Origin of the sequence: Pseudomonas sp. GM49 (assembly GCF_000282355.1) — a bacterium.
Classification (GTDB): Bacteria; Pseudomonadota; Gammaproteobacteria; order Pseudomonadales; family Pseudomonadaceae; genus Aquipseudomonas.
On record NZ_AKJL01000173.1, the window covers coordinates 14913 to 31935 of the forward strand.

The 17023-nt window shown below is 60.2% G+C and carries 15 protein-coding genes; 9 read left to right on the forward strand and 6 right to left on the reverse strand.

What is annotated here, in order from left to right; all coding sequences use genetic code 11:
* Nucleotides 1-342 precede the first annotated feature (342 nt).
* Complete coding sequence (locus tag PMI29_RS13195; RefSeq protein ID WP_007998867.1) at nucleotides 343-852, forward strand: BRO-N domain-containing protein; 510 nt, start codon at nucleotides 343-345, stop codon at nucleotides 850-852.
* A 314-nt stretch (nucleotides 853-1166) separates the two neighbouring features.
* Here PMI29_RS13195 and PMI29_RS13190 read toward each other — a convergent pair whose 3' ends face one another.
* The gene (locus PMI29_RS13190) at nucleotides 1167-4670 is read right to left on the reverse strand and encodes an alkaline phosphatase family protein (RefSeq protein WP_007998869.1); all 3504 of its coding nucleotides are present in this window, start codon (nucleotides 4668-4670) and stop codon (nucleotides 1167-1169) included.
* A 172-nt stretch (nucleotides 4671-4842) separates the two neighbouring features.
* A complete protein-coding gene (locus PMI29_RS13185) occupies nucleotides 4843-6609 on the reverse strand; it encodes a SulP family inorganic anion transporter (protein ID WP_007998872.1) in 1767 nt (588 codons plus the stop codon).
* A gap of 118 nt (nucleotides 6610-6727) precedes the next feature.
* On the opposite strand from PMI29_RS13185, the gene PMI29_RS13180 reads away from it, so the two are divergent.
* Together PMI29_RS13180 and PMI29_RS13175 are read left to right on the forward strand one after the other, a co-directional pair.
* The gene (locus tag PMI29_RS13180; protein ID WP_007998874.1) at nucleotides 6728-7693 is read left to right on the forward strand and encodes a hypothetical protein; all 966 of its coding nucleotides are present in this window, start codon (nucleotides 6728-6730) and stop codon (nucleotides 7691-7693) included.
* A gap of 119 nt (nucleotides 7694-7812) precedes the next feature.
* Entirely contained in the window at nucleotides 7813-8130 is a 318-nt protein-coding gene (locus tag PMI29_RS13175) for a helix-turn-helix transcriptional regulator (protein ID WP_007998876.1), read from the forward strand.
* 194 nt (nucleotides 8131-8324) lie between these two features.
* On the opposite strand, the gene PMI29_RS13170 is transcribed toward PMI29_RS13175, so the two are convergent.
* Nucleotides 8325-9383 (reverse strand): MBL fold metallo-hydrolase, encoded by a 1059-nt coding sequence (locus PMI29_RS13170; protein WP_007998878.1) that lies wholly within the window; start codon nucleotides 9381-9383, stop codon nucleotides 8325-8327.
* A gap of 217 nt (nucleotides 9384-9600) precedes the next feature.
* On the opposite strand from PMI29_RS13170, the gene PMI29_RS13165 reads away from it, so the two are divergent.
* Together PMI29_RS13165 and PMI29_RS13160 are read left to right on the forward strand one after the other, a co-directional pair.
* Nucleotides 9601-10212: a TetR/AcrR family transcriptional regulator gene (locus PMI29_RS13165; RefSeq protein ID WP_007998880.1), complete on the forward strand. Its 612-nt coding sequence runs from the start codon at nucleotides 9601-9603 to the stop codon at nucleotides 10210-10212.
* 125 nt (nucleotides 10213-10337) lie between these two features.
* A complete protein-coding gene (locus PMI29_RS13160; RefSeq protein WP_007998882.1) occupies nucleotides 10338-10871 on the forward strand; it encodes a DUF1003 domain-containing protein in 534 nt (177 codons plus the stop codon).
* 6 nt (nucleotides 10872-10877) lie between these two features.
* Here the strand turns inward: PMI29_RS13160 and PMI29_RS13155 are convergent, their stop codons facing one another.
* The gene (locus PMI29_RS13155) at nucleotides 10878-11819 is read right to left on the reverse strand and encodes a LysR family transcriptional regulator (protein ID WP_081501672.1); all 942 of its coding nucleotides are present in this window, start codon (nucleotides 11817-11819) and stop codon (nucleotides 10878-10880) included.
* A gap of 15 nt (nucleotides 11820-11834) precedes the next feature.
* Here PMI29_RS13155 and PMI29_RS13150 point away from each other — a divergent pair, with 15 nt between their 5' ends.
* Both PMI29_RS13150 and PMI29_RS13145 read left to right on the forward strand, forming a co-directional pair.
* On the forward strand, nucleotides 11835-12542 hold the full coding sequence (locus PMI29_RS13150) for a CTP synthase C-terminal region-related (seleno)protein (protein WP_007998886.1): 708 nt from the start codon (nucleotides 11835-11837) through the stop codon (nucleotides 12540-12542).
* Nucleotides 12539-12862 carry an antibiotic biosynthesis monooxygenase family protein gene (locus PMI29_RS13145; protein WP_007998888.1) on the forward strand — a complete coding sequence of 108 codons (324 nt, stop codon included), beginning with the start codon at nucleotides 12539-12541 and terminating at the stop codon, nucleotides 12860-12862. The genes PMI29_RS13150 and PMI29_RS13145 overlap by 4 nt, the downstream gene beginning before the upstream one ends.
* 142 nt (nucleotides 12863-13004) lie before the next feature.
* Here PMI29_RS13145 and PMI29_RS13140 read toward each other — a convergent pair whose 3' ends face one another.
* Nucleotides 13005-13331, reverse strand: a complete 327-nt coding sequence (locus tag PMI29_RS13140; RefSeq protein ID WP_007998890.1) for a DUF2025 family protein — start codon at nucleotides 13329-13331, stop codon at nucleotides 13005-13007.
* A 211-nt stretch (nucleotides 13332-13542) separates the two neighbouring features.
* Here PMI29_RS13140 and PMI29_RS13135 point away from each other — a divergent pair, with 211 nt between their 5' ends.
* Nucleotides 13543-14670 (forward strand): glycerophosphodiester phosphodiesterase, encoded by a 1128-nt coding sequence (locus PMI29_RS13135; RefSeq protein WP_007998892.1) that lies wholly within the window; start codon nucleotides 13543-13545, stop codon nucleotides 14668-14670.
* Nucleotides 14671-14759: 89 nt separating this feature from the next.
* The gene (locus PMI29_RS13130; RefSeq protein ID WP_007998894.1) at nucleotides 14760-15065 is read left to right on the forward strand and encodes a PepSY domain-containing protein; all 306 of its coding nucleotides are present in this window, start codon (nucleotides 14760-14762) and stop codon (nucleotides 15063-15065) included.
* 60 nt (nucleotides 15066-15125) lie between these two features.
* Here PMI29_RS13130 and PMI29_RS13125 read toward each other — a convergent pair whose 3' ends face one another.
* Complete coding sequence (locus tag PMI29_RS13125; protein ID WP_007998896.1) at nucleotides 15126-16751, reverse strand: methyl-accepting chemotaxis protein; 1626 nt, start codon at nucleotides 16749-16751, stop codon at nucleotides 15126-15128.
* Between the last annotated feature and the right edge of the window lie 272 nt (nucleotides 16752-17023).

Below are 17023 nucleotides of genomic sequence, written 5' to 3' on the forward strand. Positions count from 1 at the left end.
GACGGAGCCACCTGATCCTCCTACCCTCGGCTTCGAGCCTAAGAAACTCTACAAACCAGAGCGGCCCTCCGCACCCGACAGTCATGCGGCTTTTTTTCGTCTGCGGTTTCTCTACGCCTGCGAGAAAATCCCCGTTATGTCGGGAGTGGGCGAATACAAGACCCGAAAGGGGAATATGTCCGGCCCGTCTCTGGTGGGTTTCTTAGCTCCCGACACCCTTAACGAATGCCCTAAGAAAGCAGCCAGAGGTAAAGGAAATGCCTGACCATCCGACCTTCACGATGAAGGTGAATCGCCGTACCCACAGATCCAGCCACGCGCTTCCGCTCCAGGAGGCCCGCCATGCCTGAATCACTCACCCCTACCCTTTTCACTCGTCACAACGTCCATCTGCATGCCCTTCTTTTGGAGAATCAGGCGTGGTTCTGCGCGCATGATCTCGGGCGACTTATGGGTAAACACCTTGATGAGCGCGTGACGCGCAAGCTCGATGCGGACCAGAGGCAATTGATGCTCGTCGACCTCTATGGCGCCGCTAAAGAGCGTTTGATGGTGAGCGAGTCAGGTATGTATGCGTTGTTGATTTATCACTACTGCCCTGAGAATCGATTGCTGCGAGAGTGGTTGACTCATCAGGTGGTGCCTGCACTGCGTGATGCGCGGCCGTCGCGCATGGTGGAGCGCCCGACGTTGAGTGTGCTTGATTGGCCTCAAATGTCGCTCGGTATGCTGCACTGGCAGAATGAACCCTGGATTCGGTTGCGGGATATGCCGTGTGTTCTGGCGGATGATCCATTCAATCGGCGTGAATCGTGGTGGCGGAAGGCTTCACGAGTGATGCGTGGGTACTGATTGTTCCCCCCTCAAAAAAACTGGCTGTCCGAGTTTCAGACAGCCAGTTTTTTTGAGGCGAGTAGCCGTCAATCCGCACAATTCGGTTTATCTGATGCACCTGAGTTGCAGTATTTGGGGCTGCTTCGCAGCCCAACGGGGGCAAGCCCCCTCGCCACAAAGTGGGTGGCTGGCTTGGTTGTTGTGTTGATTTTGAGAATCGCGAGCAAGCTCGCTCCCACAGGGGTTCGGCGGCTGGCTTGGGAACGTTGGTGTTATCAGGGCCGCTGGATTTTCCTGCAGCCCTTTTCTTTGCCCGCGATACCGCTAAAGCATCATTTCCCCAACCCACTAATCCGCCACGGACACACCGCCGCCCTCACCCCGCTCGGCCCGACAATCTCTGGTGTCTGCCCCAATGACCTCGCACTCAGCACACTTCCCACCCGTTCAATCAACTGATCAAACCCCAACGTCGCATCCTCCTGATGCAATTTGCGCAGTTGTTCGACCAGGGCATAAGTGAAGGCGCCGTAGCTGCTGGAGCCCACCTCATACTCATTGGCTTTTTCATTTTCCCGAGCGGCGTAGAGCATCAGGGGCATGTAGGGGCCGTGGTGGCCGTAGAGTTTGCCTTGGCGCAGCAGTTGGGCTTTTTTCTCGGGGCGCAGGCCGGTGGCGGCGCCTTGGGTGGTGCGGGTGCGGGTGAGGCCGCGGGTTTTGTTGTCTTGTTCGCTGAAGTCGCGGCGGTCGGCGTCGACGGCGTAGACGCGGCGGTCCCAGTCGCCGGCGTAGGGGTCCCAGCGCAGCATGCGGTGGCGGATGTCGCTGGGTGGGGTGATGCCGCGCACGCGGCCGTTGCCGCGGGTCATGCCGCCGGCGTAGCAGCAGTCGAACATGACGGTGAGTTTGGCGCCGTGGCCGTCCGGGTCGAATGGCAGGTGGCTGTAGAACTGGCGGAACAGTTTGTCGGTGAAGTGGGTGCTTTCGTCGTCCCAGTCGAAATCGTGGAGCACCAGGGTTTCGTCCATGCAGTCGGCTTCACCGCTGCTGCTGTAAACCGGCAGTTGAGTGCCGTGGCCGGAGTAGAACAGCACACGCTCGTCGCCGGCGCGGGCGCCTTCCACCAACCATTCGAGGCGCTCGACGAAGTTGGCCCGGGTCGCTCGGGCGTCGTGTAGCAAGCGAATATCACCGGCGTCGTAACCGCTTTCCTGGAGCATGCGGCTGATCAGGTAGGTGTCGTTGATGCAGCCATCGAGGCGTGCGCTCGGGTCGGGGTAATCGTTGATGCCGACCACCAGGGCGCGACGTTTGCGTTGGCCGCTGCGGGACAGGAACGCCGGCACTTCCAGCGCGCGTGCGGCCACCACGTCGCGGGCCAGTTGTGGCCAGAGGCTGGTCTGGCTGGTGGGTGACGACAAGTAGGCCTGGGCGGCGTGATTGAGGTCGAGCAGGTCATCGCGCAGCGGCACGCTGAACTCGGTTTGCAGGTCGACCCGCGCCGAATCCGGCGAGGTGATTGGTCGGGTCAGCAAGCCGTCGTTGGGGTTGTAGAGGTGGAACCAACGGCGGATGCCTCGACCGTTTTCGCTCAGACGCAGGACCCGCCCGCCCCACACTTCGCGCATTACCAACGGCAGAGCAATCGGTGAGCCGAAGCTGACGAACACGCGGCCATCGATGCGCTTGAGTGCCGAACCTTTTTTCGCTACCGACCGGCGCAGGGCGTCGTAGCCGATCAGGCTGCCCAGCCCTTGGGCGAAGATGATCTGCGGATTGAATGCCTCGATCTTCGTCAGCAGATGTTGAGTCAACTCAGTGCGCAATTCGGCGTCTTCGATCCATTGCACGATGGCGCCAACCGTGGTGCGCAGCATCTGATTGACCGGCAGGCCCCAACTGCCGAAATTCTCGTCGGCCTTGCCCCCGGCGTCGGCCCTCAGCATCGCCAGGCCTCGGGTGATCTGGGCGAAATCCGGCCCTTCCTTGAGTTGCTCATCGAAGGACAGAAAGTCGATGTCCTGGTCATCAATGAGGCGACCGTTCTGCGCCAGTTGATTGCGGATCAATGTGCGCCATTGGTCCTGCCAGTTCCCATCGATGCCGCCCTGCCCCTGGCTGGCCGGCGTGAAGCCCACACCGGGCAGGCACAGGACGCGCAGCCGCGCTGGGGCAACTTCCGCTCCCGGTTCTGCCAAGGCTTTGCTGGCAGGCACCGCAACCGGGCGAACGGCTTGCCCTTGGGCAGTGACCATCAAATCCTGCAAGCGCCGCAGTTTCGCCTCAAGGCTGTCCGCACTGGGCGCGGCGGGCGTCAGCGCGGCCTGAGCCGGATCAGCCAAGGCTCGGCTGCGATTGCCGAGAAAGCCACTGACCCATTGGGCGCTGCTCTTCCAGATCTGTTCTGGATCGAGGCCGTCGAGGTAACCGGTGGCGCTGTCCACCACCTGCCGACTTTGGGTCGCCAGTTCGGACTCGATCAATGGCAAGCCAGCACGACTTGGCACCACGGTGGCCGCCAACTTTGGCGCAGCCGTTACGCCCGGTGCCGCGCGCCAGATGGGCGCGTTGCCGAAGTGCTGCGCCGCGATCACCCGTGGGCCGAGGGCACTGCGTGGCAATTTGAAGTGATCGCAAAGAAACGCCAGCAGGCTGGTGTGATCGTAATGCTGCGCCTGGACATTGCCCGTCCAGGGTATCAAGCCTGGCTTGAGCCACGGCGAAGCGAGGATCGCCGGAACACGAACGCCGAGACGGGTGAAGGGATTTTTCCAAGGCACATCGACCGTTGAACCGGTCGCCACGCAAGTCGGCGGCACCACGTGGTCATGGAAACCGCCATGTTCGTCGTACAGCAGCACGAACAAGGTTTTATTCCAGACCGCGGTATTGGCCGACAAGGCGTTGAACACCTCACCGACAAACTGATCGCCAAAGCGCAGGTCCTCCGGTGGATGATGGGACACGTTGGGCCCGAGTTTACCGTTGAGCAGGCCATAGCTCGGTTCGATCCAGGACAGCTCGGGGAGTTTGTCACCGGCGACGTCCGACTTGAAATCATCGATGCTCAGGTGCTGCAAACCACCCTTGACCAGCGCCGCCAGCGGAACCGCACCGTCGGAATAAATGCGCGCGTCGTGGCCGTTGTTGCGCAGCAGCGAAAAAATACTCTCGCTGCCGAACTGTGCGATCAGGCTTTTGATGCCGGCCAGCACCGTGCCGGTGGAGGGCATCAGCAAGTGGCCATTGCAACTGCCGAGCATGGCAAAAAAACGGTTCGGCCAGGTTGGACCTGGCACCGAGGAAAACCAGCGATCACACACGGTGAAATTGCGCGCCAGTCCCTGGATTGCCGGCAACGTATCGCCCGCTGGCGTGGCACCGAACGGAATGTAGTTCATCGCCCGCTGGGCCATGGATTGTGACCAGGTTTTGTACACCTTCAGGTCTGTGCGGGCCTTGTCGTAGGCGTCCTGGGCAAAACCATCGAGCTTGGGGTTGGCCGGGCTGGTCTTGAACGAGACGCCCAACTGTTTCTCTACGTTGACGAACTCATGGCCAAGGTCGAAACCCTCACTGTTGCTCGGCGGTAGCGCTGGAGGTAGAGGGGGCGGCGGCGCCCACAGGCTGTAGTTTTCAGGGAACTCCGACGCCTGGGTGATCACCGTCGAATTGCCATTGGCCAGCTTCAGCGGATTCGTGCTGGGCGCGTTACGGTTGATACCGTCACACGCCGGGTTGATACGGGTGTAATCCCCCAGCAAATGATCGAATGACCGGTTTTCCATCATCAACACGACAACGTGCTCAATCCCGGCGGGCCAGTTGTTCGGCATGGTGCGCTCCTTGCTGTGAAGTCTCGATTTCGACCTCTCGGGTTTCATCGCAATCAAGGCTTGGACGGCTGGACAATCCGCTTGGCCCGGCACTGCCCATTAGGCATGCGGCGATTCGATCTGCCAGACAACGCTAGTCAGGCGATGGGGGCCTGTCCAATGACGGAAGCACCTATCCTTTCACCCAATCCACCGAATACATCGCAACATAGCTATCCACAGCCGTCCCGACCGTAGGGAAAAACGCCGTTTCACCCAATCGCGCAAACAACCCGAACCGCTTGAGCTTGTCCTTGACCGGGTCTTTCATCTCGGCAATGCACAACTCGATACCCGCCGCGTGCAGGGTGTCGTCCAGTTCGGCGAGCATGTCGGCGGAGGTCACGTCGACGCTGGTGACCGGCTCTGCGGCGACCACCAGCCAGCGCACGGGCGTGGGCGATGCCGCCACGGCGTCCAGCACTCGGTCGTTGAACAGCTCGGCATTGGCAAAGAACAAGGGCGCATCCCAGCGAAACAGGACCAGGCCGGGTATCAGCCGTGCGTCGGGATAGCGTTTGATGTCGTGGTAGCCCTTGACCCCGTCGGCGCGTCCCAATACCGCGGAGTACGGGCGCCAGCCATCCCAGAGGAATTCAATGATCGCGATCACGATGGCCAGGCCGATGCCCTCGATCGCGCCGAATACGGCCACGCCGACCGTACAGACAATCGATAGCCAGCATTCCCAGCGCTGGATGCGATAGATCCGCCGCAGGTCGGTAATCTCGATCAGACCGATGGCCGAGGCGATCACGACCGCCGCCAGTGCGCTGGACGGCAAGTGTTGCAGCAGGTCCGGCGCCATCACCAGCAACAAAGCAACCGCCAATGCGCCGACGACTCCGGTCATTTGGGTTTTGGCACCGGCGGCCTCGGCCACGGGCGTCCGCGACGAGCTGCTGCTGATCGGGAAACCCTGGAAAAAACCGGCCGCCAGGTTGGCGATGCCGAGGCCCACCATTTCCTGATTCGGGTTGACGTAGGTTCGGGTCCGCGCCGCATAGACCCGCGACAGCACGCTGGTGTCGGCGAACGAAACGAGTGCGACGGCGCAACCACCAATCAAAACCGGGACGATATCGGCGGTGGTGATCCAGGGGATGGCGAACCCGGGCAAGCCTTGTGGGAGCGAACCGAGGACCGACACACCGGCGCGTGCAGCAAGGTCGAGTACACCCACGGCGACCGTCGCGCCTACCACAGCGATCAGGATGCCCGGCAGTCGTGGCCATCTTTTGAGTAGCAGGATCACCGCCAGGGTGAGCGCGCCGACCGTGAAGGCGGTCCAGTTGGCTTTTCCCGCCATCAGCGCCGAGGCGATGGCCCCCAGGTTTCTCAATGGACCGGCGGACTCAATCGAAAAACCGAACAGCTTGGGCAACTGGCTGATCAATACGGTCAGTGCAATCCCGTTCATGTATCCGTAGCGGATCGGCTTGGACAGAAGCTCGGTAATAAAACCCAGGCGCGCCATACCGGCCAGGATACACACCGCTCCCGACACGATCGCCATCATCCCTGCCAGAGCGACGGCACGCTGCGGGTCACCGCCGGAGAGTGGAATGATGACAGCAAGGATGACGGCCACCAGGGAGGAATCTGGCCCCATCACCAGAATCCGGCTGGGGCCAAACAAGGCATAGAACAGCAGCGGAACGATAGTCGCGTAGAGGCCATAAATGCCGGGCACCCCCGATGCCACCGCATAAGCGATACCGACGGGCACCAGCATCGTGGTCAGCACAAGGCCGGCCACGATGTCGTAACGCAACCATGCCAATTGGTATTCGCGCAGCATGCCCAGTCCCGGTAGCCAGCGGCGCCAACCGGTCTGTTCATCCCGGCGGGCTATCCGGCCCGGCTCCGGGAGGGAGGGCGAAGCATCTGAATGGCTCATAAACCGCCCTCTTTGATGGACGATGCAGACTCGGCGATATCGAAGTGATCTCAGTGTAGCTATTGCTTCGAATGCACCATCACTGGAAGCTGTTCATCTAAAGGATTTGGAAGCCGACATGAAATTCGACCTCGCCTACTGCCTCAGCCTCAACGACAAGTTGTCGATCTACGACGTGCGGGATTTGAACTTCGACGAGACGATGGATTTCGACTCCGCCAGGGAACACTTCCAGTGCCCCAACGATGCCTGTCGCCTGGCGTTCGATGCGGCCAATGAGCTGGGCACGTTCAACGCCAAGAATGTGAATTACGTGCGTACGCCGCACTTCAAGAACCTGCCGAGTACGCGGCATGTCGAGGGCTGCCCTTATGTCAGCTTGAAGACGCCGGCGTCGGGTGTGGATGAGGCGGAAACGGATGACAGTCGCGAGGATAATTTCCCGTCGGAATTGTTACTGGCTCGGCGTGAGTATGTGCGTAAGCCATCCATTCCGAAGGTCGCGGCGGATGGGGGGCGTGATGAGTCGCTAACGCCGTCGGTGGCAGACAATGTCGAGCAACCGGGCAGGGAGTCGGCACCGGACAAGACCAGCATCTTTGCCCACCCGGTGGAATGCTTTGTATCAAACTTCGACGACAAGGATTTGCTCAAGCGCGTGCCGCTGAAGATTGGCGAGCACACCGCGCCTTACGCCTCGTTTTTCAAGAAGATCGAATACCTGCAAGACAACAAGGGGTTGATCTACTGGGGCAAGATCAAGGAGATCAAGGACTACACCCAGAGCTTTCGCATCGACTTCGAGAAAAAGGTCTGGTTCGAGAAAAAGCCGTACTCGGTCAATGTTCACCTGAGCAAGAAGCTGATCGACAGCTACCGCAAGCGCAAGGCGTTCCTCGAAGAGATCAAGCACGCCATCGAGAGTGGTCGGGAGCTGTATTGCTTCTTCTATGGCGTGACACCGGAGTTGAAGCAGGTGCCGAGCAAGAAAAACCCCGAGCAGACGTTCGGGGTATTCAGCGCCAACATTGAGAATCTGGATCACTTTATTGTGCGAGAGGCGCCGGGGTTGGCGGACAAATAAACGCTGCGCCGTTCGTCTGCCTGAAAAAACAAATCAAAAAATGCGTTTGATCCGGGCTCAAAACAACTGTACAAAAACACAGTATATTTTGACCAACACTCTCGAGCCCGGAGAACACCATGGCCTCTCAAGCGATGAAAATCACCCTGGAACGTATCGCCCTCTTTCAATTCACCCCGGCCCACTGCGCCCAGGCCCGAGCGATGCTGGGCTGGAGCGTGGAAGAGCTGTCGCGGGAGTCCCGAGTCTCGGTAGATGCCATTCAACGCTTCGAGGCTCGCCAGGAGGTGCTGGATGTCACGCGCCTGGCGTTGGCCTATCGGTTCGAATCGGAAGGGTTGGTGTTCTTCCCCGGGTTTGCGCCGGGTCGAGGGATGAATGTGAAAGGGTCTACGCCGAATCCGGTTGGGCGGGCGGATTTTGCGATGGTGGAGTGAGCCAACTCATCGATTGACGATAAATGGCCTCCTGTCGGGCCCGCACACAAAAAATCTGACACTCCCCCTGTAGGAGCGAGCTTGCTCGCGATGGACGTTAACGATAACGCGCAAATCCTGGATAAGCGCGGTGTCACTGAGTCCATCGTCGGATCGCCGCCCGGAGCAAGCTCGCTCCTACACGGCCCATCACGCTACGCGTTCTGCACCACCCGATCACTCTCCCCTTCCACCGCCAGCCACCACGCACCACCGCGCTGCGGATGCATCAAATTGAACGCCTCTCCCATCTGCGGTGTGGTGATCGATACGTTGCGTTCCCAGGCCAGGGCCAGGATGCGGTCGAAGGGTTCGTACCAGGCGTGCATCGACAGGTCGAACGTGCCGTTGTGGATCGGCAACAGCCAGCGCCCCTTGAGGTCGAGGTGGGCTTGCAGGGTTTGTTCGGGCTGCATGTGCACATGCGGCCAGTCGACGTTGTAGGCACCGGTTTCCATCAGGGTCAGGTCGAATGGACCGTACTGTTCGCCGATGCGTTTGAAGCCGTCGAAGTAGCCGCTGTCGCCGCTGAAGAAGATGCGTGTGTCGCCGTCGATCATCACCCACGAGGCCCAGAGGGTGCTGTTGCTGTCGAACAGGCCACGGCCGGAGAAGTGCTGCGACGGGGTAGCGACGAACCGGATGCCATCGACTTCCGTGCCTTGCCACCAATCCAGTTGGCGGACTTTGCTGGCGTCGATGCCCCACTTGATCAGGGTATCGCCTACGCCAAGTGGTGTAAGGAAATATTTGGTCTTGTCCGCGAGCTTCAGCACGGCCTGATGATCCAGGTGGTCGTAGTGGTCGTGGGACAGGATCACCGCTTCAATCGGTGGCAATTGTTCCAGGCTGATCGGTGGCTGATGGAAACGCTTGGGTCCGGCCCATTGCACGGGCGAGGCACGCTCGGCGAAGACCGGGTCGGTGATCCAGAACTTGTCGCGCAACTTGAGCAACACCGTGGAGTGGCCCAGACGATAGACGCTGTGGTTGGGCGCAGCGATCAGTGCGGCCTGAGTCAGGGCTTGCACCGGGACGGGGGCGCTCGGGCGGGTGTTTTGCGGTTTGTGGAACAGCGCGTTCCACAGGATGCCCATGGTTTTGCCAAAGCTCAGACGTTGAACCGGCGTGAAGTTTTGATACTGCCCTTGAGCCTGTCGGGACGCTTCAGGTGTGGAGACGTTATCCGCCGGGGAGGAAGTTGAATTGGCCATGACTGAATGACTCCAGAAAAACCGCGCATGACGCGATTCTCCGCTTTGGGACGATAAATGGCCAAGGCACGCACGCATCAGCCGGACTTTCTATTTTTTACCGGGCAGGATTAACAAAACATTACACTGCACAGTGTAGTTTCTAGGTTGCATCAAAGTCGATGACAAGTAAACTGCTGAGTGTAATTCCCCCCCCACTTCCTGCCGAAGCGTACTTATGACAGCTCCACAGCGCCTCACCGACCGAAAACGCCAAGCAATCATTCAAGCCGCGATCAACGAATTCCGTGACAACGGTTTCGAAATCACCAGCATGGACAAGATTGCTGCCACTGCCGGCGTGTCGAAGCGCACGGTGTACAACCACTTCCCCAGCAAGGAAGAGTTGTTCACCGAAATCCTCAATCAGTTATGGATCCGGGTGACGGCAGAACAGGAAACGTCCTACCGTCCCGACTTGCCGTTGCGCGACCAATTGCGCGGGTTGCTGAAGGCCAAGCTGCAAATGTTGGGCGATGACAATTTTCTCGACCTGGCGCGGGTGGCGATAGCGGCGACGATTCATTCCCCGGAGCGGGCGCAGAATATGGTGGCCCGAATGGGCGAGCGCGAGGAGGGGCTGACGGTGTGGATTCGGGCCGCTCAAGCGGATGGCCGATTGAAGGCCGTGGCTCCCGAATTCGCTGCTCAACAGATCCATGGCCTGCTCAAGTCTTTTGCATTCTGGCCGCAGATTTCCATGGGCAAGCCGGGCTTGCCACCCGATGAACAACACCGGGTGGCTGAATCCGCGCTGGACATGTTTCTGGCCTGCTATCAATTGCAATAAATGACATTGTCAGCCGTGTTATCGAAAGTTTGGTCTCTCTGAATCAAACACCGAAATGTGTTTCAGAATGAAACTGGCGCCGGGGCTATAGTGAGCCCCAGTCCCAGCGCCATCCAGAGAACACCATGACCACCACGCCCACCGAAACCACCGCCCCCGTCGATCACCTGCGTTTCCATCGCCCTCACGCCCACTTGGCGCCGACGTTTGGCAATGACAAGTTTGCCCTGCGCGCCGAAGCCTTTGCGCGATTCTTCGGAACACCGACGTTTCTCGGTGCGCAGACGCTGATCGTCGTCGCCTGGGTGTGCCTCAATCTGTCCGGTGCCACCCACTTCGATGCGTACCCGTTCATCCTGCTCAACCTGGCTTTCAGCCTGCAATCGGCCTATGCCGCGCCTTTGATTCTGTTAGCCCAGACTCGCCAGGCCGCACGGGACAAAGCCCAATCCGATGCCGATGCGCAGCACCGCGAAGCGCTGGCGACCGCCAACAGTGAGCGGCAGGCAGAAGCCGCGAAAAACAGCGCGCAACTGCTGGAGCTGCTTGAACAGAACACCCGCCTCACGGAGATGACCAAGGCCCTCACCGAGCACATCGAAAACCTGACCACGGAAATGCATCAACACTTCGTGCGCAAGGATGAGCCACAGGCCTGAGCGCTTTCACGGCAGTTTCAGCGCCCGCCCCAACTCATCGAACAACGTGACCACCGAGCGCAAGGCGCGACAGTCGGGACGGGTCAGCAGCCACAGCGCGGTGTCGTAACCGTGCAACGGCTCGCCCAGCGGCTGTAATCCGTCACCGATCAAAAAGTCCGGCAACGCCGCTACACCCAGCCCCGCCCTCACCAGCCCGGTAACCGAAAGCATGCTGTTGCAGCGATAGCCCGGCGTTACGCCCGGCAAGGCCTGGCGACGCCAGGTAACGGTCGGGTGATCAGGCAGGAAGTCATCCGGGGCGATCCAGGTCAATGAGGCCAGGTCAGTGGTATTGACCGATTGCAGGTATCGCTCGCTGGCGCACACGCGGTAGGCAATATCCGCCAGCCGCCGTCCCACCAGATGCTCCGGTGGCGTGCAGGTCAGGCGCAGGGCGATATCGGCATCCCGGCGGCTGAGGTTGGCAAAATCATTGGACGTGCTGAGCTCGAGCGTCAGCGCCGGATAATTCGGCATGAACTGCGCCAACGCCGGCAACAGCAATTCTTGCAGGACCGAATCGGTACAGGTCAGGCGCACGATGCCGCTGATCACTTCACCGCCCAGTTCCACACCGATGCGCGCCGCCTCCAGCGCCTGCTCAGCGCGCTCGGCCTGTTCGGCCAGGGACTGCGCCAGGGTGGTGGGCAGGTAACCGGCGCGGCTTTTTTCGAACAGTTGCTGGCCCAGTGCAGCCTCCAGCCGGCGCACCGCGCGAAACACCGTCGAGACATCCACCTTCAGCAGTTGCGCGGCCCGGGCCAGGGAGCCGCCGCGCACCAGGGCGAGGATCAGGGCCAGGTCCGCGTAATCCAGTCGATATTGCATGGCTGCATTGATCACTTGGGAAAATGCCAATATTGAGTGCGTGAACGCCAATCTATAGTGGCCACCAGGAATCAACAAGTGCAGAGGCCCCTCATGGAAACCCGTCAGATTCGCATCGCCCTGATCGGCGACTACGACCCGCAAGTCACCGCCCACCAGGCCATTCCCATCGCCCTCGAAATGATCGCCGGACACACTGGCCTGAACCTGCAATGGCAGTGGCTGGCCACCGATGAAATCCACGCCGAGACACCGCTGCACACATTCGATGGCTTCTGGTGTGTACCGGCCAGCCCGTATCGCAACATGGACGGCGCCTTGCTGGCGATCCGTTTTGCCCGCGAACAACGGCGACCTTTCCTCGGCACCTGCGGCGGTTTTCAACACGCCGTGCTGGAATATGCGCGCAATGTGCTGGGCTGGTCGGATGCCGAACACGGCGAGACGGCGCCCGATGCAGCACGGGCGCTGCTGACGCCACTGTCGTGCGCGCTGGTAGAGGCTGTCGATTCCATTCATTTGACTGAAAGCTCGCTGATCGCACAGGCGTACGAAAGCGCTGAGATTCGTGAAGGCTATCGCTGTCGCTATGGGGTGAATCCACAGTTCGAAGGGGAGCTGCTCAAGCGCGAGCTGCACGCCGTCGGCCACGATTCGGAAAAGGGACTGCGCGCGGTCGAACTCAGCGGCCATCCATTCTTTGTCGCGACCTTGTTCCAGCCCGAACGAGCAGCGCTCAAGGGCGTCTTGCCGCCGTTGGTGAGCGCCTTTGTCGAAGCCTGTGCGGGGCGCTCGTCATGATCGCCGATACGCCTGCGGCGCCTTATTACGCGGTGATCTTCACCTCGGTGCGCACCGAGGACGATTTGGGTTACGCCGAAGCGGCTGCGCGAATGCTGGAACTGGCCCGTGAACAGCCAGGGTTTCTCGGGGTGGAATCGGCTCGCGGCGAAGATGGGCTGGGAATAACCGTGTCGTACTGGGCCAGTGAAGCGGCAATCCTGGCGTGGAAGCATCATCCGGAACACAGTGCGATTCGCGAGCGTGGGCGCTCGACCTGGTATGCGCGGTGTCATACGCGGGTGTGCCGGGTTGAGCGGGCCTACGGGTTCAGCCTGTAAATGATGCGGTGTTCTTGAGGCCGCCTTCGCGGGCAAGCCCGCTCCCACAGTGTTTTGTGTCGGGTACATGACTTGCGTACACCCACACACCCTGTGGGAGCGGGCTTGCCCGCGAAGAGGCCAGAACTGTCACCGCAAAAACTCAACCCTGAACCAAACTGCGAACCGCCGAAATCTCCGGCACTTCCCGCCGGTTCATGTACACCCGCAACGGCTCGGTGATGTTGATCCGGTCATCGATGTTCTGGTCCAGCAGCAACTGAATCAATTCGCGCTTGAGGGTCATGGTCTGCTCGGGCCCCGCGGCCCAGACGAATTCGCTGGCAGGGATGATGCCGTCGTCCGCCACGTCCATGCCGAACGCGTCTTCGCTGAAGCGAACGATGAAGTGGCCGGTCTTGCGGTTGAGGCCGACGAAGCCTTTGAGTTGGTCGGCAGCCTGGCAGATGAGCCGGGAAGTGATGCGCATGTTAAACCCCGCAATGGTGATCGTTGGTTTACACGCAGGGCCTGCGTTTCCCTCTGCCGGGGAAATTGCAGGGCCCAAGCGTACTGCAAACGGGCGCACGAAAACGCTGACGAATATCAGCTTTAAACAGGTTTATGTCGGTCTCGCGATAGCGCCTGCAAAGATCAGTTGTTAAAAGGGACCGCACATTCATTGCGAAAGGATCTCGACCATGCCCGCAACCTTTACTAAAAACATCTTGTTACTGAGCCTGTTGCTCGGCCTCGGTCACGCACAGGCCGCCAGCGAACCTGGTCCCACGGCACTGGCAACCCGTCTGGGCATTCCGCACCCAGCGGTGATCGCTCACCGTGGCGCATCGTTCGATGCGCCGGAATCCACCGCCGCCGCCTACAAACTGGCCCGCGACTTGGGCGCCGATTACCTTGAACTGGATCTGCAACGCAGCAAGGATGGCGTGCTGTTTGCCCTGCACGACAACAATTTGCAACGCACCACCGATGTCGCCAGCAAATTCCCCGAGCGCAAGGACAGCCCGGCCAACGCGTTCACCATGGCCGAACTGAAAACCCTGGATGCGGGCAGCTGGTTCAATGCCGCGTACCCGGATCGCGCACGACCTGCCTTTGCCGGCCTGAAGATTCTGACCCTCGATGAAATCATCGACATCGCCGAGGGCAACGCCCTGCACAAGCCCGGGCTGTACATCGAGACCAAGGAGCCCAAGCAGTTTCCCGGCATAGAACACGACCTCAAGGAAAAACTTCAGGCCCGTGGCTGGCTGAGCCCGAGCGAATCGAAACCGGCAAAAAGCGAGCTGGCGGTCGGTCAGGGCAATGGCAAGGTGGTCCTGCAAACCTTCGAGAAGAGCAGCCTCGAACTGCTGCAAAAAGAGATGCCGAAGGTGCCGAAAATCCTTTTGCTGTGGGTGGGTGAAGGCAGTATCGAGCCCAAGTCCAAAGTGACCTTTGCCGAGTCCGGCGAGAAGGATAAAGCCGCCTACTACGCCAGACAGGAACCGAAGGACAAAGCCGAATTCCAGCGCTGGGTCGACTACGCCAAGGCCCAGGGCGCCATCGGCACCGGCCCGTCCGCCGCACTGACCCAGGGTGGCGACCAGAGTTATTCCGATCTGGTGCAACCGTGGATGAACCAGTACACCCACAACCAGGGCCTGCTGGTGCACGTCTACACCATCGACGATGCCGTGGATTACCAGAAAGTCATGGACGCCGGTGTCGACGGTATTTTCACCAATCGTGCCAGCGAGTTGTTGAAGTTCTATAAACGCCCGGCGGCGGCCAGCGTGGCGCAATTGCTGCAGAATAACGGGTATTGATGCAGGACATGCAGAGGGATTTAAGGGTGGATTAAGTTACACAAGCTAGCCTGATCCCACTTGAACAGATCACCCAAGGATAGACGCCCATGAAGACCCTGACTGCTTTGTTTACCGCTGCAACCCTGACCCTCATCGCGGGTCTGGCCCAGGCCGATGTCCGGGTCGATGAGATACCGCAACTGGTCAAGGACGGCAAGATCAAGCCGCTGGAAGATCTGAACAAGATCGCGCTGGATCTGCACCCGGGTGCAACGATCACCAAAACCGAACTGGACAACTACTTCAACGGTTACGAGTACGAAGTCGAACTGCGTGACGCCAAGAACCTCGAGTGGGATGTGGACATCGATGCCTCCAACGGCAAGGTCCTGAAAAACAAACAGGACACTTAATCCTGAAACGCACAAAAGCCGCACGATTGAGAAGTCGTGCGGCTTTTGTGCATCCTGGATTCAAGCGCTCAGGCGCGCCGTCACCTCGTTCAACTGCCCCGACAAACCGTGCAGGTTGTTGCTGGCCGCTTCAGTGCGCTGCACGTTGTCCAGGTTGGTGCTGGCGATGCTGGTGATCTCGGTGAGGTTGCGCGAGATGTCTTCGGCCACCGAGGTTTGTTCTTCGGCAGCGGTGGCGATCTGGCGGTTCATGTCGCGGATGGCTTCCACGGCCAGGGTGATGCGTTCAAGCATGGCGCCGGCCTCGGTCACTTGCTGCACGCTTTCTTCGCTGCGCGACTGACCGCTTTCAATCGCCTGGGCCGCTTCGATTGCACCGGTCTGCACGGTCTGAATGATCTGGTTGATCTCGATGATCGACGCCGCCGTGCGCTGGGCCAGGCTACGCACCTCATCGGCCACCACCGCGAAACCGCGTCCGGCCTCCCCGGCACGGGCCGCTTCGATGGCCGCGTTGAGCGCCAGCAGGTTGGTCTGCTCGGCGATGCCGCGAATCACTTCCAGGACCTTGCCGATGCGCCCGCTATCGGTTTCCAGTTGGCGGATGACCGTGGCGGTGTTGGCGATTTCGCCACGCATCCGGGTGATGGTGTGGATGGTGCCCTGCATGACTTTCTCGCCTTGCTGGGCGGACTGGTCGGCATCGTCGGCCGCCCGCGCCGCTTCGGCGGCATGACGGGCGACTTCCTGTGCGGTCGCGGACATTTCGTTCATCGCCGTGGCCACCTGGTCGGTGCGGTTGAACTGCTCGTTAGTACCGCCGGCCATCACGGTGGCGATCGAGTTCAACTCACCGCTGGCGCTGTCCAGGTCCGAGGCGCTGCGCTGCAAACGACTGAAGGTTTCGGCAAGGAAATCGCGCAGGGTGTTGGCGGCCATCGCCAGTTTGCCCAACTCGTCCTGACGGGTGCTGGCCACGCGCTCGGCAAAACGACCCTGGCTGAGTTGCGCCACGTAATCGATCAGTTTGCGGATCGGCTCGACCAGGTTGCGGTTGACCAGCCACAGGCTCAGCAGACCGATCAGCAGCCCCGACACCAGCATCACAACAAGCCCCAGCAATACCGTGCGATCGGCACTGGCATTGATCAATGTCGATTGCTCGGCGCCCTGCTTGCGTAGCTCGCTGACCAGTTCACTCATCTGATCGCTGACCGCGCGGTCCACGCCCTTGACCGCCGTGTCGCCCGCCGTCGGGTCACCACCGGCGGCCACGAACGCGTCCCGGCCCTTATGATAGGCCGCGCCCAACTGGCGATGTTCGTCACGCAAGCGCTCGATGCGGCTCTTGAGTTGCGGTTCGATGCCCTTCTGCCCGGCCAGTTCGCCGAGGATGTTTTGCACATCGCGCTGACGGTCTTCGAATTGCCCCCAGTACTTGCCCAGGTCCGCCGGTTGCTTGCCACGCAACAGGACGTTTTTCCATTCCTGCACCTGCACCTTGAATTGCAGGTTGGCTTCATCGATCAATTGCGAGGTATGCAACGGGCCTTCGATCAGATTGGCGTAGCTCTGCACGCCGCTGGACAGGAAGTGAAAGCACGCCAGGGCGATCAACAGCATCGCCAGCAGGCTGCCGCTCAGCAGGGCGAGAATTTGTGCTCTCAGGGACTTTTGCAAAAGCATCGGATGGTACTCATGACAGGAATGAGGCACGCCCCGGTAAGGCGTGAAAGGTGTCCGGACATCCCTGTCTGCGATCACGGCCGAAGCCTGCGCCGCGCAACTCAACCCAAGCGTGATCGGCGAGACAGAGCCATTCTTGAGAGCATTCCGACCGCCGGTAGAGCATTCGTTTGCGTTATTTTCCTGTCACAAAAACGTCATCCCGGCTTGCGATGATGCCGCTCAAGTGAACCCGTAAACCAGCCACAACGTGCCCGCAGCAGCTGGCGAAG